At 65.0% G+C, this 21,307-nt stretch carries 21 protein-coding genes; 14 read left to right on the top strand and 7 right to left on the bottom strand.

Annotated elements, in window-relative coordinates:
• Positions 1-62: 62 nt before the first annotated feature.
• Positions 63-1,112 (bottom strand): ABC transporter substrate-binding protein, encoded by a 1,050-nt coding sequence (locus tag XH81_RS16555; RefSeq protein WP_028140693.1) that lies wholly within the window; start codon positions 1,110-1,112, stop codon positions 63-65.
• A 230-nt stretch (positions 1,113-1,342) separates the two neighbouring features.
• Between XH81_RS16555 and XH81_RS16550 the strand changes: the two genes are divergently transcribed.
• The 7 genes from XH81_RS16550 (at position 1,343) to XH81_RS16520 (ending at position 7,140) form a co-directional block, all read left to right on the top strand.
• Positions 1,343-1,711: a hypothetical protein gene (locus XH81_RS16550; protein ID WP_028140692.1), complete on the top strand. Its 369-nt coding sequence runs from the start codon at positions 1,343-1,345 to the stop codon at positions 1,709-1,711.
• 117 nt (positions 1,712-1,828) lie between these two features.
• Complete coding sequence (gene hisE, locus XH81_RS16545) at positions 1,829-2,233, top strand: phosphoribosyl-ATP diphosphatase (protein ID WP_028140691.1); 405 nt, start codon at positions 1,829-1,831, stop codon at positions 2,231-2,233.
• Positions 2,234-2,278: 45 nt separating this feature from the next.
• Entirely contained in the window at positions 2,279-2,881 is a 603-nt protein-coding gene (locus XH81_RS16540; protein WP_080670090.1) for a YqaA family protein, read from the top strand.
• 148 nt (positions 2,882-3,029) lie between these two features.
• A complete protein-coding gene (locus tag XH81_RS16535; RefSeq protein WP_028140689.1) occupies positions 3,030-3,569 on the top strand; it encodes a hypothetical protein in 540 nt (179 codons plus the stop codon).
• 30 nt (positions 3,570-3,599) lie between these two features.
• On the top strand, positions 3,600-5,000 hold the full coding sequence (locus XH81_RS16530; protein ID WP_028140688.1) for an aspartate ammonia-lyase: 1,401 nt from the start codon (positions 3,600-3,602) through the stop codon (positions 4,998-5,000).
• 252 nt (positions 5,001-5,252) lie between these two features.
• Positions 5,253-6,221: an NAD(P)H-dependent flavin oxidoreductase gene (locus XH81_RS16525; protein WP_028140687.1), complete on the top strand. Its 969-nt coding sequence runs from the start codon at positions 5,253-5,255 to the stop codon at positions 6,219-6,221.
• 145 nt (positions 6,222-6,366) lie between these two features.
• On the top strand, positions 6,367-7,140 hold the full coding sequence (locus XH81_RS16520; RefSeq protein ID WP_028140686.1) for a thioesterase family protein: 774 nt from the start codon (positions 6,367-6,369) through the stop codon (positions 7,138-7,140).
• A gap of 341 nt (positions 7,141-7,481) precedes the next feature.
• Here XH81_RS16520 and XH81_RS16515 read toward each other — a convergent pair whose 3' ends face one another.
• Positions 7,482-9,044 (bottom strand): AMP-binding protein, encoded by a 1,563-nt coding sequence (locus XH81_RS16515; RefSeq protein WP_028140685.1) that lies wholly within the window; start codon positions 9,042-9,044, stop codon positions 7,482-7,484.
• Between the two features lie 124 nt (positions 9,045-9,168).
• Here XH81_RS16515 and XH81_RS16510 point away from each other — a divergent pair, with 124 nt between their 5' ends.
• The 4 genes from XH81_RS16510 (at position 9,169) to XH81_RS16495 (ending at position 12,177) form a co-directional block, all read left to right on the top strand.
• Positions 9,169-10,134 (top strand): NAD(P)H-dependent flavin oxidoreductase, encoded by a 966-nt coding sequence (locus tag XH81_RS16510; RefSeq protein WP_038974822.1) that lies wholly within the window; start codon positions 9,169-9,171, stop codon positions 10,132-10,134.
• A 144-nt stretch (positions 10,135-10,278) separates the two neighbouring features.
• Complete coding sequence (locus tag XH81_RS16505) at positions 10,279-10,527, top strand: hypothetical protein (protein ID WP_028140683.1); 249 nt, start codon at positions 10,279-10,281, stop codon at positions 10,525-10,527.
• A 132-nt stretch (positions 10,528-10,659) separates the two neighbouring features.
• Positions 10,660-11,379 carry a hypothetical protein gene (locus XH81_RS16500; protein WP_028140682.1) on the top strand — a complete coding sequence of 240 codons (720 nt, stop codon included), beginning with the start codon at positions 10,660-10,662 and terminating at the stop codon, positions 11,377-11,379.
• A gap of 87 nt (positions 11,380-11,466) precedes the next feature.
• Positions 11,467-12,177 (top strand): hypothetical protein, encoded by a 711-nt coding sequence (locus XH81_RS16495; protein WP_097669130.1) that lies wholly within the window; start codon positions 11,467-11,469, stop codon positions 12,175-12,177.
• 51 nt (positions 12,178-12,228) lie between these two features.
• On the opposite strand, the gene XH81_RS16490 is transcribed toward XH81_RS16495, so the two are convergent.
• Entirely contained in the window at positions 12,229-13,800 is a 1,572-nt protein-coding gene (locus XH81_RS16490; RefSeq protein WP_097669131.1) for a winged helix-turn-helix domain-containing tetratricopeptide repeat protein, read from the bottom strand.
• 447 nt (positions 13,801-14,247) lie between these two features.
• On the opposite strand from XH81_RS16490, the gene pcaB reads away from it, so the two are divergent.
• Both pcaB and XH81_RS16480 read left to right on the top strand, forming a co-directional pair.
• The gene (pcaB, locus tag XH81_RS16485) at positions 14,248-15,609 is read left to right on the top strand and encodes a 3-carboxy-cis,cis-muconate cycloisomerase (protein ID WP_038974823.1); all 1,362 of its coding nucleotides are present in this window, start codon (positions 14,248-14,250) and stop codon (positions 15,607-15,609) included.
• 113 nt (positions 15,610-15,722) lie between these two features.
• A complete protein-coding gene (locus XH81_RS16480) occupies positions 15,723-16,979 on the top strand; it encodes an aminopeptidase (RefSeq protein WP_028140680.1) in 1,257 nt (418 codons plus the stop codon).
• A gap of 130 nt (positions 16,980-17,109) precedes the next feature.
• Here the strand turns inward: XH81_RS16480 and XH81_RS16475 are convergent, their stop codons facing one another.
• On the bottom strand, positions 17,110-17,664 hold the full coding sequence (locus XH81_RS16475; RefSeq protein WP_028140679.1) for a hypothetical protein: 555 nt from the start codon (positions 17,662-17,664) through the stop codon (positions 17,110-17,112).
• Positions 17,665-17,901: 237 nt separating this feature from the next.
• Between XH81_RS16475 and XH81_RS16470 the strand changes: the two genes are divergently transcribed.
• Positions 17,902-18,357 (top strand): cupin domain-containing protein, encoded by a 456-nt coding sequence (locus tag XH81_RS16470; protein WP_028140678.1) that lies wholly within the window; start codon positions 17,902-17,904, stop codon positions 18,355-18,357.
• 64 nt (positions 18,358-18,421) lie between these two features.
• Here the strand turns inward: XH81_RS16470 and XH81_RS16465 are convergent, their stop codons facing one another.
• From XH81_RS16465 to XH81_RS16455, 3 genes are all read right to left on the bottom strand, one after another.
• Positions 18,422-19,537 carry an amidohydrolase family protein gene (locus tag XH81_RS16465; RefSeq protein WP_049801949.1) on the bottom strand — a complete coding sequence of 372 codons (1,116 nt, stop codon included), beginning with the start codon at positions 19,535-19,537 and terminating at the stop codon, positions 18,422-18,424.
• 274 nt (positions 19,538-19,811) lie between these two features.
• Positions 19,812-20,333 carry a hypothetical protein gene (locus XH81_RS16460; RefSeq protein ID WP_028140677.1) on the bottom strand — a complete coding sequence of 174 codons (522 nt, stop codon included), beginning with the start codon at positions 20,331-20,333 and terminating at the stop codon, positions 19,812-19,814.
• A gap of 64 nt (positions 20,334-20,397) precedes the next feature.
• The gene (locus tag XH81_RS16455; protein ID WP_271596280.1) at positions 20,398-21,210 is read right to left on the bottom strand and encodes an MBL fold metallo-hydrolase; all 813 of its coding nucleotides are present in this window, start codon (positions 21,208-21,210) and stop codon (positions 20,398-20,400) included.
• Positions 21,211-21,307: the final 97 nt, after the last annotated feature.

Below are 21,307 nucleotides of genomic sequence, written 5' to 3'. Positions count from 1 at the left end.
AACGGAGCCCGTATTTTAAGCAGGGATCGCGCGGGAGATATAGCGGAAGCTGTCAGTTTTGCTCAGTTGATCAGCCGCCCCGCCACCGGCGGCAGGAACCGGTCGTCGAAGATGTCGCCCGCCGTGGGCCGTTTGCGGAATTTGAAGTCCTGCGCGATCTGGTCGATCGAGCGTTCGAGGCGCGCGGGCTCGACGCCGCCGAGGCCGTTGCGCCTGACCTCGTCGGTCAGGATGTTGTCGACGAGGACGGTGCGCAGGCGCTCCAGCTCCAGGTCGCGGTCGCCGTCGTCGATGCGGCCAGCGGCCTCGTCCGCCGCTCGTGCCGGCTCCTTGATGGTCGCATTGATGCCGGCGATCAAGGCGCGGACGAAGCCCTTCACGGCGTCCGGCTTCGCCGCGGCGAAGGCGGGATTGACCACCACGGCGAAGCCATAGGCCTCGCAGCCATAGTCGGCATAACGCAGCACGACGAGATCGGCTCCGGGCACGCCGCGGTCGCGCAGGTTCACCGCGGAGAGATAGTTGAAGCCTGCGACGGCATCGACCTGCCCTGCGGACAGGATCGGCTCGCGGACCGCAGCGCCAATCTTGTGGAATCTGACGCGCGATGCCTTGATGCCGTTCTGCTGCGCCAGCGCCGGCCACAGCCGCATCGACAGGTCGCCGTCGGCAACGCCGACGGTCTTGCCGTCGAGATCGGGCAAGAGATGGATGCCGCGGCTCCTGCGCGCGACGATCGCGTAGGGCGCGCGGTTGAACAGCACGAACACCGCCTTGACCGGCGCCGAGTCCTCCTTGTCGCGAAGGCGGATCAGCTCGTTGATGTCGATCAGCGCAAGCTCGCTGTCGCCCTTGGCGACGCGTGCGAGCGCCTCCGGCGAGCCGGCTGCGCTGTTGAAGGACACGTTGAGACGTTCGGCGCTGAACCTGCCGTCCTTCGCCGCAAGGAAGAACGGCGCCATGCTCGCGTCGAGCGGGCGGTCGAAGGTGAAATGGATCGCAACGGACGGCGCAGCGGTCTCGGCCGCACGGACATCGCGTGCAACGAGCGTTGCAAGCGAGATCGAGAGAGCCAGCAGGCAACGCAGGGCGGTCGTCTTGAATCCTGACATCGATTGCGCCGGGTTCCGCATTGTTATGGTTTCGTGACGCTTTACGGCAGCCGGCTGCGGCCAGTCTCTCCGCGCCAACATGAACGGCAGATGAGCGGCGGTTGCGGCACGATCACGCAACCCCGTTCAGCTTGTGTTGGGGTTGGGGAACCCAACTTAGGCTGTGCGGGTTTGAAAGGCATGAGCCTGTCCGCAGGCGTCCATTCCAGGTCCCAAGGAGGGCCCAAGACATGTTCGAGCGATTCTCCAAGTTTGCGGGCCGAAAGGCCGTTCTTGCCACCGCGGCGGTGCTGGCGCTGACCGCGCTTGCCCCGACCGCATCCTATGCAGGCGGCCGTCACTGGCATGGTGGCGGAGGCGGCGCGGCCGCAGCTGCGGCTTTCGCGGCCATCGGCACCGGTCTTGCCATCGCCGCGACCCGTGACTCCTATGCCTATGACTATGGTCCGGGCTATGGCTATTACGGCGGTCCCGCCTATTACAGCGGCCCTTCCTACGGGCCCTATTATGGTCCAGGCCCGAACTTCCAATATCAGCGCTACGGCGGCACCGCTCCGTCCGAGTTCTGCGGCCAAGGTTACTACCAGAACTGCTACTAGCTCTGGCAGCTGGAGTTGACCATGACAGGCCGTCGCGCTTGCCGCGCCGGCCTGTTTTCTGCTTTTATTGCCGCGCGTTAACACGCTCGCCATTTGTTTAGAGTAGTTTTGAGTACCATGAGTGATTCGCTTGAGCGGCTATATCTGGCTGTGCTCGCGGCCAGGGATCTTGATCCGGCAACATCGCGTACGGCCCGGCTGTTTCAGCGCGGGCCCTCGAAAATGGCAAAGAAGCTCGCCGAAGAGGCCATCGAGGTCGTGATCGATGCCGTCAATGGCGATACCGACGCCGTGATCCGGGAAAGCGCCGATCTCCTGTACAATCTCACCGTGCTCTGGGCCTCTGCGGGCGTGCGCCCCGAGGACGTCTGGCGCGAGATGACGCGGCGGGAAGACATGCTCGGCATTGCCGAGAAGCTGCCGAAATCGTCGATGAAGCTGCCCAAGGTCGCGTCACCGCGCGTGGCTGCCAGGCGGCCAATTGTCGCGCTCGAGGGGCGTGCCGCGCGCAAGCGCCACTAGAAACGTCATAATTCGCCTCAATCTCGGCATGGACAAATCCGTCCCATGGTGCTTCATCGCGGCGCCATGCTGAAACGTATCTACGACTGGTGCATCGACGCCGCTCACAAGCCCTACGCGCTCTGGATCATGGGAGCGGTGTCTTTCGCCGAAAGCTCCTTCTTTCCGGTGCCGCCGGATGTGATGCTGATTCCGATGTCGCTGGCGCGCCCGCAGCGCGCCTGGCTCTACGCGGCCGTCTGCACCATCACCTCGGTGCTCGGCGGCATCCTGGGCTACGCCATCGGCGCGCTGCTGTTCGACTCGGTCGGTCATTGGCTGATCCAGGTCTACGGCCTCGGCGACAAGGTCGACGCCTTCCGTGCCTCCTATGCGGAGTGGGGCGCGGTGATCATCCTGCTCAAGGGTTTGACGCCGATCCCCTACAAGCTCGTCACCATCACCTCGGGCTTTGCCGGCTACAACATTCTGTTGTTCACCATCTGCTCGATCGTCGCGCGCGGCGGACGCTTCTTCATCGTCGCCATCCTGCTCAACCGCTATGGCGATTGGATCCGGGTCCAGATCGAGAAGCATCTCGGTCTCGTGGTGGCGGTCGGTGCTGCCGTGCTGGTGCTCGGCTTCGTGGTGGCGATCAAGTTGATCTAGAGCATGATCCGGACCCGAAGGGCCGCGTCAGCGCAAGGTGTGAAGCGGTTTTCCCTCGCGACAAACGCGGAACGCGTTTGCGCGGAGATCATGCTCACTTGGTAACCCGCGCTTTGCCGCCGGGCCGGGTTCGGCTACGGTTGCCGTCATGATGGTTCGATCCGGCAATCCGGCCTTGCGGCTCGGGACGCTGATATCAGCAGTGCTGCTGGTCCTGCTCGGTGCCGCCGGGACCGGATGGCCGCAATCCGCTCCGCCGGTGCTTGGCTTGCAGGAGCAGGGGCCGCAGGCCGCGCCTCAGCCGTCGACGCCCGCTCCATCGGCGCCGCCGGCGGCAGCGGAAAATCCCGGGCTGATCAATGAAATGGGCAAGCTGTTCAACAAGCTGCCCTCGATCCTGCCGCCGATCAAAAGCCCGAGCGAGACCATGAACGATCTGTCGCGGCTGGCGAAGCCTTCGACCATGGTGTCGGGCCGGGTGGCCTGTCCGCCCTCGTCCAACGGCGCGCCCGATTGCAAGCAGGCCGCCGACCAGCTCTGCCAGAGCAAGGGTTACAAGGACGGCAAGAGCCTGAATGCCGACTCCGCGGAAAAATGCTCGGCCAAGGTCCTGATTCCCGGCAGGGCTCGCAAGCCGGACGACTGCCGCACCGACACTTTCGTGACCAGCGCGCTGTGCCAGAACTAGAGGACGTCGCGCGAGCAACAAGGAGCGCCCATGAGCCGTACGGAGCAGGACTTCCTCGGACAGCGTGAGATCGCCGACGACATCTATTACGGCGTCCAGACCATCCGGGGTAAGGAGAACTTCCACATCACCGGCATTCCGATGAACCAGGAGCCTTACTTCGTGAAGGCGCTCGGTTACGTCAAGAAGGCAGCCGCCATGGCCAATCGGGATCTCGGCGCGATCGAGGCCAGGGTCGCGGACGCGATCATCCTCGGCTGCGACCGCGTGATCGCCGGCGACATGATGGACCAGTTCGTCACCGACTTCATCCAGGGCGGCGCCGGCACCTCCACCAACATGAACGCCAACGAGGTGATCGCGAACCTCGCGCTGGAATCGCTCGGCTTCGGCAAGGGCGACTATCAGCACGTCAGCCCCAACGATCACGTCAATTACGGCCAGTCGACCAACGACACCTATCCGACCGCCTTTCGCCTCGCGCTGATCCTGCGGCTCGAGAGCTACATGACCGCGCTGCGTCAGCTCCAGGAAGCGTTCTTCGCCAAGGGTCGCGAGTTCGATCGTGTCCTGAAGATGGGCCGCACGCATCTGCAGGATGCCGTGCCGATGTCGCTCGGGGCCGAATTCCGGGGCTGGGGCACCACGATCGGCGAGGAGGTCGACCGCATCTCGGAAGCGCGTGCGCTGCTGCGCGAGATCAATCTCGGCGCCACCGCGATCGGAACCTCCGTCACGGCTGCGGTCGGCTATCCCAAGCTCGCGGTCCGGCACCTCAGCGCGCTGACCGGCGTCGACTTCATTCTCGCCGGCGACCTCGTCGAGGCGACCTCCGACACCGGCGCCTATGTGCAGCTCTCGGGCGTGTTGAAGCGCACCGCGAGCAAGCTGACCAAGATCTGCAACGACATCCGCCTGCTCGCCTCCGGCCCGCGTGCCGGCTTCAACGAGATCAACCTGCCGCAGCTGCAGCCGGGCTCCTCGATCATGCCGGGCAAGGTCAATCCCGTGATCCCCGAGGTCGTCAACCAGACCAGCTTCCTCGTCATCGGCCTCGACACCACGGTGACGCTGGCCGCCAGCGCCGGCCAGCTCCAGCTCAACGTGATGGAGCCGGTGATCTCGTTCGCGCTGTTCTTCTCGATCCGCACCATGGAGCGCGCGGTCAACAGCCTGCGCGAGAATTGCGTCGTCGGCATCACTGCCAACGAGGAGCACACCCGCAACATGGTGCTCAACTCGCTCGGCATCGTCACCGTGCTGAAGCCGCTGCTCGGCTACAAGCAATGCGCCGAGATCGCGCGCGAGGGCTACAAGAGCGGCAAGTCGCTGCACCAGATCGTGGTGGCCGAACGCAAGCTGCTGACGCAAGAGAAGTGGGACGAGATGTTCTCGTTCGAGCGGCTGATCAATCCGGATCTGCTGGGGTAGGCGGTCGCTGTCATTCCGTGGCGCGCGTAGCGCGAGCCCGAACCATCTCGCTACGCGCATTGATGCCCGATGAATTCCGGGTTCGACGCTGACGCGTCGCCCTGGAATGACGAGGAAAGAATTCCGCATCTTGGAATAGTGTCGCGGGGTGCCGCCTACGGCGCCAAAACGCAATACTTGACAGTGGAAAGATTGCCTTGTTGGTATGGCGGTCAACCTTCCATTGACCTGCCAACAGAGGATCGTCCTGCAATGTCCATGCCTGCCTTGTTCAAAGGACGCCTGTCGATCCCCGTGATCGGCTCGCCGCTCTTCATCATCTCGGTGCCCGATCTCGTGATCGCGCAGTGCAAGGCAGGTGTGGTCGGCTCGTTTCCGTCACTGAACGCGCGGCCGCCGGAGCTGCTCGACGAATGGCTGGCGCGCATCACCGAGGAGCTCGCGGCCTATGACCGCGCGCATCCCGACAAGCCCTCGGCGCCGTTCGCGGTCAACCAGATCGTGCACAAGTCGAACAACCGTCTCGACCACGACATGCAGCTCTGCGCCAAGTACAAGGTGCCGATGATCATCTCCTCGCTCGGCGCACGCGAGGAGCTGAACCAGGCCGTGCACAGCTGGGGCGGCATCGTCTTCCACGACGTGATCAACCAGAAATTCGCCCACAAGGCGATCGAGAAGGGCGCCGATGGCCTGATCCTGGTCGCGGCCGGTGCCGGCGGCCATGCCGGCACCATTTCGCCGCTGGCCTTCGTCGCCGAGACGCGAAAATGGTTCGACGGCCCGATCGCGCTGTCGGGTGCGATCGGCAACGGCAAGGCGATCCGCGCCGCACGCATCTTAGGGGCCGACTTCGCCTATATCGGCTCGGCCTTCATCGCGACCAAGGAAGCCAATGCGGTGGAGAAGTACAAGGAGATGATCGCGGGCTCGACCGCCGACGACATCGTCTATTCCAACCTCTTCACCGGCGTGCACGGCAACTATCTGAAGCCCTCGATCCTTGCCGCCGGCATGGATCCGGAAAACCTGCCGACCTCCGATCCCTCCAAGATGAATTTCGGCACCGACGCCTCGGGCGAGCGCGCCAAGCCGAAGGCCTGGAAGGAAATCTGGGGCTCGGGCCAGGGCATCGGCAGCGTAGAGAAGGTTATGCCTGCCGCCGAGTTGATCGCGCGCTTCAAGAAGGAATACGACGAGGCGATCGATCCGCCGTTGTAGCTTCTCGTGTCCCGGACGCGGTGCAGTGCGTAGCATTGCTCCGCAGAGCCGGGACCCATCGCCGCAAGGCACGGACCCCGGATCAGCAGCGCACCGCTTCGCGCTGCGCAGCGTCCGGGGAACGTCAACCAAGACTGATTAAAACATGCCCCCCATCTACCGTGTCGACGGCGACAGCGTCGTCACCAGTCCGGACGCCGCCGGTCCCTGGGATCGGCGCATGCAGCACGGCTCGGCGCCGGCCTCGCTGGTGACATGGGCGGCCGAACGCATTCCGACGCCTGCTCCGATGGATATCGCGCGCGTCACCATCGATCTGATGCGGCCCGTTCCGGTCGCGCCGCTGACGATCGTGACTGACGTCTTGCGTGAGGGCCGCAAGATCCAGCTCTGCGAAATCAAGCTGCTCGCCGACGGTTTGCAGGTCGTCGGCGCCACCGTGCTCAAGATCAGGCGCCAGGCGCTGTCGTTGCCCGCCGACGTCAAGGCGCTGCCGGTGACGCTGCCCATGCCGGAGGACTCGCTGGTCGAGGACGGTCACGCCGCCACCAGCCCGTTCGTGCGTTCGGTCTCGATGCGCGCCGCGCGTGGCCGCTTCGGCCAGGCCGGCGCCGGCGCGATCTGGTTTCGCGTCGATCATCCGCTCATCGAGGGCCAAGCGATCTCGCAGGCCATGCGCGCCGTGGTCGCCGCCGATTTTTCCAACGGCACCGCCTCGACGCTCGATTTTCGCGCCTGGACCTACATCAACGCCGACCTCACCGTGAATTTCTCGCGCCAGCCCATTGGCGATTGGATCCTGCTCGACGGCGACTCCTGGATCGGACCCGACGGCGCGGGGCTCGCAATGTCGCGGCTGGCGGACCGGCAAGGCTATTTCGGCCGCGCGGTGCAGAGCCTGGTGATCGAGAAGCGGTGAGCGTGACGGCCTTTGCTGCTGTCGCTCTGTGAGCCGATTGAACGGCAGGCTTCCGCCGCCGCGGAAGGGATGCTTGATCGTGTGCGACGAGGCATCCTGCCAGTTCACATTCCGTAGAAGATCTTGATCTCCCACAGCACCACGACGATAGCCGTGATCAAGGTGACCGCGGCGACTGCACTTTCCAGGGAAGCGACTCTCATTGCTTACTCCGCTTCCCAGCCCCGTCAGCGGTCTAGGTGATTCCCTGATTCGCCTGCAATCGGGCGGCCAGCGCCGGCGCATACTCCGTTGCTCGTTGTGGTGCCGGGGCCACAATCACACCGTAAAATCCCGGGGTTTTACCCCACCATCCGGTCCCGCCCGCTCCAGAACCCCGCACGCAATACCTTCTTGTCGACCTTGCCGACACCGGTCATCGGCAGCTGCTTCACGAACTGGATCTGCTTGGGCGCATGCGCCGAGCCTTTTCGCGTCTTCACGAGGTTGATCAGCTCGTCCGGATCAGGCCTTGCGCCCTCGCGCGGCACGACGATGGCGGTGACGGCCTCGCCCCATTTCTCGTCGGGAATGCCGACGACCGCGACCATGGCGACATCGGCGTGCTGCGACAGCACGTCCTCGACCTCGCGCGGAAAGATGTTGAAGCCCCCGGAGACGATCATGTCCTTCTTGCGGTCGAGGATGAACATGTAGCCGCGCTCGTCCTTGCGCGCGATGTCGCCGGTGTGGACCCAGCCGTTCTTCAGCGTCTCGGCAGTGATGTCGGGCCGTTTCCAGTATTCCGCCATCACGTGCGGGGCGCGCACGCAGATCTCGCCGGCCTCGCCCGTCTTCACCTCCTGGTCGTTGTCGTCGAGGATCTTGACCTCGCAGGCTGCGATCGGGAAGCCGCAGGACAGGAACAGCTCGGGTGCCTTAAGATCGTGGTCGGCTTTGCGCAGCACCGAGACCGGGTAGCATTCGGTCTGGCCATAGAGCTGCGAGAACACCGGCCCGATCCGCTCGATGCCCTCGACCAGCCGGCTCGGCGACATCGCTGACGCCCCGTAGAGCACCAGCTCGAGCGAGGACAGGTCAGTCTTATCAAGCGAGGGATGATCGAGCAGCACGTAGATCATGGTCGGCACGAACAGCGTGAAGTTGATGCGCTCGCGCGCGATCGTGGTCAGCACGGCCTCGGGATCGAATCCCTTCAGCATGTGCACGGTGCCGCCGCGCATCAAGGTCGGCAGCACTTTCGTGCCCGCGACATGGCTGATCGGGGCGACCGTGAGGTAGCGGGCGGCGTCGGGGATCTCGAAATCGGCGAGGATCGCAGCGGCGGCTCCGGCGTTCTCGCGGTGATAGCGCAGCGCGCCCTTGGATTTGCCGGTGGTGCCGCCGGTGTAGTTCAGCGTGGAGAGATCGTCGAGACCGGCGAGGCACCGCGCGCTGGCGTGTCTCGCGCTCTCGATCGCCGCCAGCAGATCGACACCGTAACCGGCCGGCCCCGTGGTGAAGACCGCCTTCAGCCGGGTTGCCCTCGCGGAGAGCTCGCCGCCGCGGTCGCGGAAGGCGGCCGCGTCGACCACCAGCATCACGGCCTCGGAATCCTCGAGTTGGAACAGCTGGTCCTCCAGCGATCCCAGCGGATGCAGCCAGGTGATGCAGAGCCGCGACAATTGCGCAGCGACACCGGCGCACCAGCTGTCGGCGCGGTTCGCGGTGAGGAAGGCGACGCGCGCGCCCGCCTGCAGGCCAAGCCGCATGAACACGCCCTGGATGCGTCCGATCAGGTCGAGAGTGCCCTGATAGCTCAGCGATCCCTCGGGCCAGGCGAACGCTGTGCGGCCGGGATAGCGCGACAGCGCCCGTAGCGTCTGCGCACAAGTCGGGGACGATGCGTGGAGCGGATCGGACATATGTTTCCTCGTTGCTTTGTCACCGGCTTCAGGCGTGCCAATGTTGCCGATGACGCTAGCACAGAGACTGCGGGAGGAAACGACAAAGCCCGCACCGGGAGGCAAGCGTGACGAGGAGATTTGCGTGCCATCAGATCGACTGCAACGCTTCGGCGATCGTCTCGCTCTGCCGCTGATCGCAGCGCCGATGTTCCTGGTGTCGGGCGTCGAGCTCATGGTCGCGGCCTGCCGCCATGGGGTGATCGGCAGCTTCCCCACCGCGAATTGCCGCAGCACGGAGCAGCTCGATGAATGGCTCACCGCGATCGCGACGCGCCTGCGCCGGCACGAAGACCAATCCGGCCGCAAGGCTGCGCCGCTCTGCCCGAACCTGATCGTGCATCGCTCCAATGCGCGGCTCGCGCAGGATCTCGCCGTGCTGCTGCGGCACAAGCCGGAGATCGTCATCACCTCGGTCGGCTCGCCCGCGCCTGTGGTGAAGCCGCTGCATGACGCCGGCGTGCTGGTGCTGGCGGACGTCGCCTCGATCCGCCACGCCGAACGGGCGGCGGAAGCAGGTGCCGATGGGCTCGTGCTGCTCACTGCGGGCGCGGGCGGGCAGACCGGCTGGCTCAATCCGTTCGCCTTCGTCCGCGCGGTGCGCGCATTCTACGATGGCATCATCGTGCTCGCCGGCGGCATCAGCGACGGCCAAGCGCTGCGTGCGGCCGAAGTGCTCGGCTGCGATCTCGCCTATATGGGCACGAAGTTCATCGCGACGCGCGAGAGCATGGCGGACGAACGCTACAAGCGCATGCTGGTCGAGAGCTGCGCCGACGACATTCTGCTCACCACTGCGTTCACGGGGTTGCAGACCAGCATGCTGAGGCCGTCGATCGTGGCCGCCGGCCTCGATCCCGACGATCTCCCGGCACGCGGCGCGATCGATATCGCTGAGGATATCGACGTTGCCGCGCGCGAGAGCCGGCCAAAGCGCTGGCGCGACATCTGGAGCGGCGGGCACTCGACCTCGGGAGTGACGGACGTGCCGGCGGTTGACGAGCTGGTTGCGCGGACGCTCGCCGAATATCGTGCGGCGGGCGGGCCGTAGGCGCAGCCCGTCGAGCCGGGCCACGACGGTGTGGATCACGGTTAATCCCGGGCTCCTCCGCTCCCCTTATTTAACGGCAGATTAACCAACGCCGGCCAAGAATCCCCCTCACGGCCCGCCAATCAGGGCCGAGAGGGACAGGCGATGGACTTCGATTTTCTCAACAGCAAGACAGCGGCTTCGCTGGACGAAATCCGCGTCCGCGTCGCTCATGCCCTGGCGCGCCACCCGCTGTGCCGCAACGTCCGGTTCGACATCGTCAGCGTCCCTCGCACCCGCCGGGGCGGCAACTGGACGGTGACGCTGCAATCGGTCGAGCCGCGCGCGGTGTGGGAGGCCTCGGAGATCGTCGCCGATATCCAGGACGCCTACGACCTTTCGGCAGCTGCCTGATTTCCTTGAGTTTTCCGGGCGATGTCGCCGCAGTCCGCGCGATTGCCGCCGCGATGGCACGGTTAAGCCTTAATTATCGCCCAGTTGTCGGGCAGTGATCACGTGGACTTGAAGTTGGGCGCGGAGAGACGTTTGTCCAAAGCCATCACCATCGTTGTGCTGACCTGTTTCCTCGTCCTGGGTGCCGCCACCACCGCCATTCTTGGCCGGGACAGCGTGCCCAGCGTCAGCGAAGAGATGATCGCGCAGACGCCTCCAGCCAAGCCGCTCGCCACCAACCGCGCCGCCAAGGCCGACCGTCTGGTTCCGACCCTGGCCCTGGCTTCGGCCGCGATCGAGCCGGTCCAGGTGCCGGCCGACAGGCTTTCGCGGGCGCCCGTGCTGGCCGAGCCGCTGCGCCAGGCCTTTGCCGCCGCCACGCCATCCGATTTCCCGATGCCCAAGGCGTCGTTGAGTGCTTCCGAAGCGCCCGCCGCGGCTGAAGTTCCCGCCGTCGAAGTTCCGGCCAAGCCGAAGGTTGTCGCCAAGGCGCAGCCGCAGAAACACTATACCCTGCTATCCGACGCACAGATCTCTGGCATCCGGGACCGGCTGAAGCTGTCTTCGTCGCAGGAATATTACTGGCCTTCGGTCGAGACCGCGCTGCGCAACGTCGTCCGCAAGATCTCGGCCAACAAACTCTCCAATCCGAACGCGCCACCCAGCGCGCAGATCGATCCGAATTGCGACGAGGTCCAGCAATTGAAGTCGGCCGCCATGCCGCTGCTGTTCCAGTTGCGTGACGATCAGAAGGAAGAAGTGCGCAAGCTCGCCCGCCTCATCGGGCTCGAAAAAGTCGCGCAGCAGATCTGACACGCGGGGTTCCTCCGGGAACCGCTCCTGCATCAGGAACATCTGGCAATCAACGTGCGTTGCTCGCCCCAAAGAGGGAGTGGATCAATGCGCGCCTCGACAGCTTATTTCGTCGGTGCCGGAACTATTATCGCGGCCATTGCCATCGGTCTTGGCGGGGGCATCGTTGCCGGCAACATCATGAACCCGGTCGCGTCCAAACAGGGCCCGGACACCAGCAAGATGGCGCAGCGCGCGGAGTCCGCGGGCGCGCCGGCACAGACGAGCGCGCCGTCGGAACGCGTCAATTATCTCACCGGCTCGCAAGCCTTCGGCGCAATGATTGCCGCGCCGGCGCAAGCCGAAGCGAAGCCGGAAGCTGTAAAGCCCGACACGCAGACCACTCAGGCGAATGCCGGACCGCCGGCGCCGCCGCCTTCGCCAGCGGCCGCGGTCGAGCCACCCAGGGAACAGTCCAAGGAACAGTCGAAGTCAGCAATCGGATCGCCTCCGCAGGCCGTAAAGCCGGCTGAGCAGCAGGCCTCGACCGAGCCGGCCTCTTCACCCGAGAACGCCTATGCCAAGGCGAGGGACTCCGACGCCAAGCGCGCTGCGTCCGAGCGGCGCCGGATGGAGCGCCGCGAGCGCTGGACCGAGCGCCGCCACTACGATTCCCGCGAGCAGCGCGGCTTGCGCGATCGCACCGATTGGGACGACGTCGCGCGCAACATCCGCGAAGATTCCGATGTGCGTGATTACGCCAGCCGGCCGCGCGGCGGCTTCCCGCAGATCAGGCTGTTCGGGCCCGACGACGACTAGCGCCTAAATTAGCTCGCGATCGCGCCTGCGATGGGAGAAGGCGCGACGCGGTCACTTCATTCCCGCGCGCCGCAATCCTTCCAGATAGTGCGCACGGTCCTCGTCCCGCAGCATCGGTAGCTCGCGCGTGATCCAGGCGAGCGAGACTTCGGGCTGGGCGCGGCGCAGGCCTTCCAGGGCGGACGCTGCCAGCGCCGGATCTCCTGACATCCCGGCGGCGGCCGTCAGCACGCGGTGCGCGCCGACGAAATCGCCGCGCTGCCGCATCGATTCCCGCGCCATCTGCGCGGCTCCGTCATAGTCACGGCCGACGAACCTGGCATAGGCCGCAACCCCGCAATAGACCGCCGCGAGCGGATCGCGCGGGCTCAGCCGCAGCGCGCGACGTGCGGCGGCATCGCCGTCCTGCCATCGTCCGGCGTAGCACAGCGTCACGCCGTAAAAGGCGTGCGCCATCGCAAAGTTCGGGTTGAGCGTCAGCGCCAGCTCGAACTCCGCCAGCGCGTCGTCGAAGCGGCGGCGGAACAGATAGGTGTAGGCAAGGCCATGATGGGCCCAGGCATCCTCGCGATCGGCCTCCACCGCCGCGAGCGCCGCGCGTTCTGCGATCGGCACTGTCGCGGCCATGTCGGCCCAGCCCATATGCGCGCCGAAGATATGGCTGGTCGCGAGCAGTCCCAGCGCCTTGCCATAGGCGGGATCGATTGCGACGGCCTTTTCGAGCAGCCCTTGCGCGGCGGCATTGTCCTCGCGCGTGCTGCGCCAGTGATGCGACAGCGCGCGCATCACGAGGTCCCAGGCATCCAGGCTGCCCGGCGGCTTCTGCTGGGCGCGAAAACTTTCGGCAGCGTAGAGCTGCGGCTCGATTGCGGCGACGATCGCCTCGGTGATCTCGTCCTGCACGGCGAAGATGTCGGCGAGCTCGCGGTCGTAGCGCTCGGCCCAGAGATGACTGCCGGTCGAGACGTCGTTGAGCTGGGCTGAGATGCGCAGGCGCTCGCCGCTCCGCCGCACGCTGCCTTCGACCACGTAGCGAACCCCGAGCTCCTGCGCGACCTCGCGGATGTGCACGGCGCGGCCCTTGTAGACGAAGGAGGAGTTGCGCGCGATGACGAAGAACCAGCGCAGCTTCGACAGCGCGGTGATGATGTCCTCGCTGATGCCGTCGGAGAAATAATCCTGCTCGGCCGCGCCGCTCATATTGGTGAAGGGCAGCACGGCGATCGCCGGCCGCTCGGGAAGCGTGAGTGCGGCGCGCTGCACCCGCGCGGCGTAGCCGGGCTCCGGCGCGATTGCGCCACCCATCGTGCTACCTTTGGCCTCGACATGGCCGACGAAGCGAAAGCCCTTGCGGGCGATGGTGCGGATCAGCGCCTGGCTCGCGCCACTGTCGCCGACGGCCTTGCGCGCCGCGTTGATCCGGCTGGTCAAGGTGGATTCGGAGACGCTTCGCCCGTGCCAGATCTTGTCGATCAGCTCGTCCTTGCTGACCACCCGATCGCGGTTCTGCATCAGGTGGACCACGAGATCGAAAACCTGCGGCTCTACGGCAACGGGAACCTGCTCGCGGCTCAGCTCGCGCCGGTCGGTATCGAGAAGGTGGTCCCGGAACAGAAACTGCACGTCGAAACTCAGGCCTCATTACGAATTGGGGCTAGCAAAAAAACAAAATGAAATTTGGGTCGAAAACTGTGAGTCTGCCGAAGGGGCCGCTTGGTTCATCGCGATCGCGTGATGGCAGCCATGCCGTGCGATTGGGGTAGACGCTGTGGGCGACCTGTTGACCGGATGTTCCGTCCGAAATCGACCCGTCATCCTGAGGGGCGAGCCGCGCGGCGCAAGGCGCCGCGTGGGGAGCTTCGAAGGTGGGACGGCCACGATGCAGCCGGGCCGTCCATCCTTCGAGGCCTCCGCTTCGCTCCGGCACCTCGGGATGACGGGCGATCGTGCGATGTGCGTCGTATGTCGTCGTGCGGGACGAATGTGCGACGAGCCGCGAATGTCCTTTGCCGGAGCGCGTGCCCTGCGTAAGCTGTCGCCCACACAAACACCAACCACGAAGAATCGCCGATGCCTGCTTTTCCTGCCTCCACCACCGTGCTCGATTCCATGCTGTTCCGCGACGCCTTCGGTACGCCCGAGATGCGGGAGGTGTTCTCCGACGTCGCGCTGGTGGCACGCTATGCCGAGGTCGAGGTGGCGCTGGCGAAGGCTGAGGCGAGGTGCGGCGTGATCCCGCAGCAGGCCGCCGATCAGATCTCGGCGCGGACCGACGTCGCCGCGCTCGACTTCGATCTGCTCAGGCATGAGACCGACATCGTCGGTTATCCAATCCTCCCTTTGGTGCATCAGATGGTGAAGCAGTGCGGCGAGGCCGGCCGCTACGTGCATTGGGGCGCGACCACGCAGGACATCATGGACACCGCCGTGGTGTTGCAACTGCGCGCCGCGTTCGAGATCGTCGAGCACGACATCGCCGAACTTCGCCGTATCCTCGCCGACCTCTCGAAGCGTTACCGGGACACACCGATGGCGGGCCGTACCCATCTCCAGCAGGCGCTGCCAGTGACCTTCGGCTACAAGACCGCGATCTGGCTCGCCATGTTCGACCGCCACGCCGAGCGGCTGACGCAATTGAAGCCGCGCGTGCTGGTCGGCCAGTTCGCCGGCGCCGCAGGTACGCTGGCCTCGCTCGGCGACAAGGGTTTTGAGGTGCAGGAGGCGCTCTGCGCGGAGCTGAAGCTCGGCATTCCCGCCTCGACCTGGCACGTCGCTCGCGACGGCTTTGCAGAAGCCGTGAACTTCCTTGCGCTCGTCACCGGCTCGCTCGGCAAGATCGCACTCGACATCATGATCATGGCCTCGACCGAGTTCGCCGAAGTCTACGAGCCCTTCGTGAAGGGACGCGGCGCCTCCTCGACCATGCCGCAGAAGCGCAACCCGATCTCGTCGGAGCTGATGCTGGCGGCGTCCAAGGCGGTGCGCCAGCACGCCGGCCTGATGCTCGACGCCATGGTGCAGGATTTCGAACGCGCCACGGGCCCCTGGCACGCCGAGTGGATGGCGATTCCGGAGAGCTTCGTGCTGACTGCCGGCGCGCTGCACCAGGCGAAGTTCGCACTCGCAGGCCTCATCGTGGATGAGGCGAAGATGAACGACAATCTTGCGGTCAGCCGCGGCCTGATCGTGGCCGAGGCGGTCATGATGGGGCTCGCGCCACAACTCGGCCGGCAGGAGGCCCATGACGTGGTCTATGATGCCTGCCGTCAGGCCAACGAGAAGGGAATGAGCCTGGCCGAGGCGCTGTCCGTGGACTCCCGGATATCGAGCCGCATCGATCGCGCCACAATCGAGGCGCTCACCTCACCGAAAAATTACCTCGGCCTCGCGCCCGCCATGGTTGACCGGGTGCTGAAATCGGCAACGCGTTGAAAACCAAAATGCGTGAAACTGCGTATCTTCTCCATGTCGCAATGTGCTCGCGCACTTGCGTCCCGCGATGCTAGACTTAGATTGAACGACAGACTTTCGGCAGAGGGCCCCGCATGACTGATCACCGCAATTCCGCCACTCCCATCGATCCCGTGAAGCTCGACCGGCTGGCCGAGGTGGCGGTGAAGGTGGGCCTGGGCTTGCGGCCGGGACAGGATCTGCTTCTGACGGCGCCCGCGATCGCGCTGCCGCTGGTGCGGCGGATCGCCGTTCATGCCTACAAGGCCGGCGCCGGCATCGTGACACCGATCCTGTCGGACGAGGAGATGACGCTGGCGCGCTACCGCCACGGCCACGACAGCAGTTTCGATCGTGCCGCCGGCTGGCTCTACGAAGGCATGGCCAAGGCGTTCTCCGACAACACCGCGCGGCTCGCCATCGTCGGCGACAATCCGATGCTGTTGTCGGGTGAGGATCCTTCCAAGGTGGCGCGCGCCAGCAAGGCGAATTCGATGGCCTATCAGCCTGCGCTGGAAAAGATCGTCAATTTCGACACCAACTGGAACATCATCGCCTATCCGAGCCTGTCCTGGGCCAGGCAGGTGTTTCCTGATGATCCCGAGGACGTCGCGGTCGGCAAGCTCGCGGATGCGATTTTCGCGGCGTCCCGCGTCGATCGCGAGGACGCGATGGGCAATTGGGCGAGCCACAATGCGGTGTTGCGTGAGCGTACCAACTGGCTCAACGGCCAGCGTTTCCGCGCGCTCCAGTACAACGGACCGGGGGTCGACCTCACCATTGGCCTTGCCGATGGCCACGAATGGGAGGGCGGCGCCTCGCTCTCCAAGAACGGCATCAGCTGCAACGCCAACATCCCGACCGAAGAGGTCTTCACCACGCCGCATTGCCGCCGCGTCTACGGCCATGTCGTGAGCTCGAAGCCGCTGTCCTATCAGGGCACGCTGATCGACAACATCGCGGTGCGCTTCGAGGACGGCAAGATCGTCGATGCAAAGGCCTCGCGCGGCGCGGAGGTGCTGAACAAGGTGCTCGACACCGACGAGGGCGCCCGGCGCCTCGGCGAAGTGGCGCTGGTGCCGCATTCCTCGCCGATCTCGCAGAGCGGGCTGTTGTTCTACAACACGCTGTTCGACGAGAACGCAGCGTCCCACATCGCGCTCGGCCAGTGCTATTCGAAGTGCTTCATCAACGGCGCGCAGCTCACCCCGCAGCAGATCGCCGCGCAAGGCGGCAACCAGAGCCTGATCCATATTGATTGGATGATCGGCTCGGCCGAGACTGATATCGACGGCATCCTGCCCGATGGCAGCAAGGTACCGGTATTCCGCAAGGGCGAGTGGGCGAAGTAGGCCGCCGCTCGTCATGCCCGGGCTTGTCCCGGGCATCCACGTTCTTTGTGCCGCAAGGCGTGGATGGCCGGGACAAGCCCGGCCATGACGGTGCAAATAAATAAGGTCCAAGTGCTCGCGTCTAGCCCCCTCACGCCGCCGCGTTGCGCAGCATCGGATTGTTGTCGATGCTGAAGCGGTTGAACAATGTCGTGAACGGGCTGCCGTCGGTGGCTCGTACGATGGCGTCGGAAGCGGCGATCGCCTCGTAGAGCGCGCCGACGGGATCGTCCGCGTCGTCCAGGTCGAGGCTCTTGAGGATCTCCTCGCGAGCCTCGTTGATCTCGTCCTCGTCGTCGAGCGTCGCCTCCAGCGCCTCCGCCGCACGCCGCATCTCCGCGAGGTCGCCGCCGCCGGAAAATTTGAGGATGTCGAGCCAATAGGGACGGGCGACGATGAGCTGGACGAACGCTTCGAACGTATCGGCGATAATCCCGGCGCGGCCCTCCGATGAGACGTAAAGCACATTCTGCGGCGGCAGCAGCACGAAGGCGCCCCCGGAGCCGTCACTGCCCATCTGCTGGGGGTTTTCGATGCCGTCGATGGTGAACCAGGGCTCCTCGTCCGGCGCGAAGGAGACATCGAGGCTGACCAGCCAGGCGACGGCCTCACGATTGGCTGTCAGAACCTCGGGCGTGAGGGGCATCGGCGTGGCTCCATTTTATGCTTCCGCGCACTTTGTCGCACCCCGGAAAAGATCGGTTCATGTGCTCGAATTTGCAGGGAAATCGCCGCGTTAACCGCTTCGCGCCTGCAACTTCCGGCTGATTGTCGGGGCCTGCGTAAGAAAGAATTAAAAACCGATGACTAGCGTTCCCGGCATCTTTCGAAGCAATCCGGGCCGAGATCCGGCAATATTTTATTATACCCGCTGGGGAAGAAGATGTCGCGCGCATTGATTGAAATCGGTAGTTGCAATGTCGAGCTTGAGCTGCGGCCGATCGAGCCGTCCTGGATCATCGAGGGCAATCCCGTGTCGCGCTCGCACATCCTGTCCACCAGTGCCGACGGCACCGCATCGACCATCATCTGGCAGTGCACCGAAGGCCGCTTCAACTGGTACTACGATATCGACGAGACGATCATGATCATGGAAGGATCGATCGTGCTCGAAAGCGACGGCATGCCGCCCAAGCGCTACGGCCCCGGCGACGTGATCTTCTTCCGCGACGGCGCGCATGCCAAATGGCATGTCGAAGGCCACGTCAAGAAGATCGCCTTCTGCCGCAAGACCAATCCCGTGATGATCGGCTTCCTGATCCGCGTCGTCAACAAGCTGAAGAAGATCTTCGCCTCCACCGGAGAGCGCCGTCCGGCCTCCCTGATGGGTGCCGGCTAGAGCATGATCCGGAAAAGTGTGCAGCGGTTTTCCGAAAAGATCATGCTCAAACAATAATCTCAATTCAAGAACGCTTCCCAGCGGCCACGACGGAAGAGGGGGCGGGATCATCCCGGCCCCTCTTCTCGTCATGACGCAGCTCGAGCCGGTAGACGTCGGTGGCGGTCTGCGAGAACAGCGCGGTCTTCTCGGCCTCGCTCAGGGGTGAGGCGATGCGCTTGAAGGCGTTGAAGATCACCTGGTAGCTGCACTGGCCCTTGTCCGGCGGGAAGTTGCTCTCGAACATCGCGCGCTTGGGTCCGAACGCCTCGATGCAGGTCTCGACGTAAGGGCGCCAGGCCGCGGCGAGCTCCTCGGATGACGGCGGCCTCTCGCGCAAATGGAAGTCGTAGCCGAGCAGGCACATGGCGAGGCCGCCGAGCTTGACCACCACGTTCTCGCATGTCGCGATCTCGCGGATCGAGGCGCGCCATTGTGCAAACACCTCTTCGCGCCGCCCTGCAAAGCGGCCGACGCCAGCTGGGCCGGCGCAATGGTCGAGCACGATCCTGGTGTCGGGGAAGGCGCGCGCAAGCTCGGTCAGCTCGCCGATCTGCGGATGGAACAGCCATGCATCGAAGCTGAGGTTCAGTGGGGCCAGGCAGGCAAAGCCTTGGCGGAAAGCTGGATCCTGCAACAGGCCCTTCGGCCGGTTCGCATACATGCCGGCGACGACCGGGTCCTCGTCCCAGGCCGAGGAATGGCGGATGCCGCGGAAGCGGCCATTGCCGGCCGCGATCTCGGCTTCCAGCACCGGCCTTGCGGCGTCGCCCAGCAGCAGATTGGCGTGGCTGACGATGCCGGCGCAGATCGCCGCCTTGCCGTAAGCGCCGCTTGCGCTCATGGCGGCGACGCCGTTGGCGAACTCGACTTCGCCGACGGGCCGGAACGCTTCCGGCCCGTGCGCGCGATACATCGAGCGGCAATCGACATAGACGGTCGCGATGACGTTGTGGCCGGAGGCGATGTCGGCCGCTATTTCCTCGATCAGATAGCGGTGGCCGCGATTCCAGAGATGGTGATGGGGATCGACGATCGGCCGCAAGGGATCAATGATCGGCTCCTGATGCAGCGCGAGCCAGTCCTCGCGCGGCTCGACGAACAGCCCGCTCGTATTGCCGGGCACACTGCTTGCAGCCATCAGTGTCCGCTCCCTGTTGTCTCTTGAGGGAGGAGCCTAACATCTCACACGCACGCACAGCAGCGCGCATTGCTCAGAGCACCACAGCAGCGGCGGAGCAGGTGCGCTCCCTCTCCCGCTTGCGGGGGAGGGCTGGGGTGGGGGCGTCTCCGCAATGGGACACTCCCGATGTGGAGAGAGCCCCCACCCGGCGCTACGCGCCGACCTCCCCCGCAAGCGGGAGAGGTTGCAGCGAGCCTGGGGCCCACGGCTTCAACCAACAGCCATCAGATCTCTAGCCCTTCCGCCGCTTCGCCTTCACATCGACCACAAGCCGCCAATCGCTTGCATCGGCCGGCTTGGTCTCGCCGAGCCAGTGGAAGGAATCGCCGGTGATTTCCGTAAAGCTCCAGCGGGTCAGTTCGCCGGCCTCCGTCGTGCCTTCCTGCACGATGTCGGCGCCGCGCGGCCGGCCGATCTGCTGGCGGAAGACGCTGCGTCCAGGATCGAACCAGGAAATCCGCCACGCATCGATGGTCGAATCGTAGAGGCGCAGCGTCGTGCCGTACCAATTGCCCGCAATCGGAAAGGCCGGGCTGCCCGCGGGGCGCGGGATGATCCAGACGTCCTGGACCGCGCGTCCCTCCAGCACCCAGCCAAAATGGATCTCGCCGCGCGCGGTGTGTTTGGTTCCATCGAGGCCGTGGGCCGTGATCTCGGCGTCCCAATCGCCGACAAAGCGGCCGTAGAGCTGCAGCGCCGCGGCGTGCTCGGAATTCGGTCCATCGGCGTGCAATAGTCGCGCAAAGTCGTTCATGTCGATCTCCTGTTGCGCGGAGATCAGCACCGAAGACGGCAGAAGGCTTGGAGAAAGTTGCGCCTCAGACCCCGTCGAGGATGATCACCGTCGGCATCGACGGCAGCGCGTCCCGCGACATCCGGAAGGACCGCCCGGAGCGCCGGTCGATCTCGAACTGCTGGCCGATCCGGCGCATGAAATCGTCGAGCGGGGTGGCAAAGCGATGCATCGGTAGCACGACGGAGGCGCGCAGGCGCTTGGTGATGTCAGAAATCCCTTCGAGCGACATGGTGTAGGTGCCGTCGATCGGCACCATCACGATATCGAGCCGTCCGATCTGGGCGAAATGGCTGTCGTCGAGCTTGTGATGGAGGTGGCCGAGATGGCCGATGCAGAGGCCGGCGACTTCGAAGATGAAGATCGAATTGCCGTCGCGGATCATGTCGGTGCCGGCGTCGTCGCCGAAATAGCGGCGGATGTCGGTCGTGACATTGCGGATGAAGGCGTCACTGATGCGTTCTGAAACGATCGCCGGCTTTCCGTCCTCGCCCCAACCATGCAGCACGTGAGGAATGCGCTTATCGGGAAACAGAGAGTAGTGGGTGCTGTGGGCCCGGTTCATGGTCACGACGTCGGGCAGCGGCCCGACCTGGTAGGCGCCGCTATAATCGGTCGCGATGCGCAAGCCGCCGGGCGTGTCGATGAAATAGGTGGAGTGGCCGACATAGGTGATCTCGACCTCGCCTGTGCCGGCCGCCGGCCGGAATGCGACCGGCAGAGCGCGCGGGGCCGCGTTCGCCATCGCCAGGCACTCGCTGCGCTGTGGCTGCTGGGCAAGGGCAGGGGTCAGGAATGCGCCGAACAGCGCCAGGGCCGTCGAAACAAGTCGCCGCATAAGTCCGTCCCCGATGATGTCAGGGAAAGTCTAGCGTGCATTGCGGCGCGGGGCCAATGGGCTGCGATCAACAGCGCGTCAGTGTCGCACCTCTCAC

Origin of the sequence: Bradyrhizobium sp. CCBAU 25360, assembly GCF_028128695.1 — a bacterium.
Taxonomy (GTDB): domain Bacteria; phylum Pseudomonadota; class Alphaproteobacteria; order Rhizobiales; family Xanthobacteraceae; genus Bradyrhizobium; species Bradyrhizobium ottawaense.
Note: the sequence above shows the minus strand (reverse complement) of the source record. Positions and strands in the feature narration are given on the sequence as shown.

Excerpts from the sequence above, each read along its gene's own strand:
- XH81_RS16555 (WP_028140693.1), bottom strand. The coding sequence starts at position 1,112 with ATGTCAGGATTCAAGACGACCGCCCTGCGTTGCCTGCTGGCTCTCTCG.
- XH81_RS16550 (WP_028140692.1), top strand. The coding sequence starts at position 1,343 with ATGTTCGAGCGATTCTCCAAGTTTGCGGGCCGAAAGGCCGTTCTTGCC.
- hisE (WP_028140691.1), top strand. The coding sequence starts at position 1,829 with ATGAGTGATTCGCTTGAGCGGCTATATCTGGCTGTGCTCGCGGCCAGG.
- XH81_RS16540 (WP_080670090.1), top strand. The coding sequence starts at position 2,279 with ATGGTGCTTCATCGCGGCGCCATGCTGAAACGTATCTACGACTGGTGC.
- XH81_RS16535 (WP_028140689.1), top strand. The coding sequence starts at position 3,030 with ATGATGGTTCGATCCGGCAATCCGGCCTTGCGGCTCGGGACGCTGATA.
- XH81_RS16530 (WP_028140688.1), top strand. The coding sequence starts at position 3,600 with ATGAGCCGTACGGAGCAGGACTTCCTCGGACAGCGTGAGATCGCCGAC.
- XH81_RS16525 (WP_028140687.1), top strand. The coding sequence starts at position 5,253 with ATGTCCATGCCTGCCTTGTTCAAAGGACGCCTGTCGATCCCCGTGATC.
- XH81_RS16520 (WP_028140686.1), top strand. The coding sequence starts at position 6,367 with ATGCCCCCCATCTACCGTGTCGACGGCGACAGCGTCGTCACCAGTCCG.
- XH81_RS16515 (WP_028140685.1), bottom strand. The coding sequence starts at position 9,044 with ATGTCCGATCCGCTCCACGCATCGTCCCCGACTTGTGCGCAGACGCTA.
- XH81_RS16505 (WP_028140683.1), top strand. The coding sequence starts at position 10,279 with ATGGACTTCGATTTTCTCAACAGCAAGACAGCGGCTTCGCTGGACGAA.
- XH81_RS16495 (WP_097669130.1), top strand. The coding sequence starts at position 11,467 with ATGCGCGCCTCGACAGCTTATTTCGTCGGTGCCGGAACTATTATCGCG.
- pcaB (WP_038974823.1), top strand. The coding sequence starts at position 14,248 with ATGCCTGCTTTTCCTGCCTCCACCACCGTGCTCGATTCCATGCTGTTC.
- XH81_RS16480 (WP_028140680.1), top strand. The coding sequence starts at position 15,723 with ATGACTGATCACCGCAATTCCGCCACTCCCATCGATCCCGTGAAGCTC.
- XH81_RS16475 (WP_028140679.1), bottom strand. The coding sequence starts at position 17,664 with ATGCCCCTCACGCCCGAGGTTCTGACAGCCAATCGTGAGGCCGTCGCC.
- XH81_RS16470 (WP_028140678.1), top strand. The coding sequence starts at position 17,902 with ATGTCGCGCGCATTGATTGAAATCGGTAGTTGCAATGTCGAGCTTGAG.
- XH81_RS16465 (WP_049801949.1), bottom strand. The coding sequence starts at position 19,537 with ATGGCTGCAAGCAGTGTGCCCGGCAATACGAGCGGGCTGTTCGTCGAG.
- XH81_RS16460 (WP_028140677.1), bottom strand. The coding sequence starts at position 20,333 with ATGAACGACTTTGCGCGACTATTGCACGCCGATGGACCGAATTCCGAG.
- XH81_RS16455 (WP_271596280.1), bottom strand. The coding sequence starts at position 21,210 with ATGCGGCGACTTGTTTCGACGGCCCTGGCGCTGTTCGGCGCATTCCTG.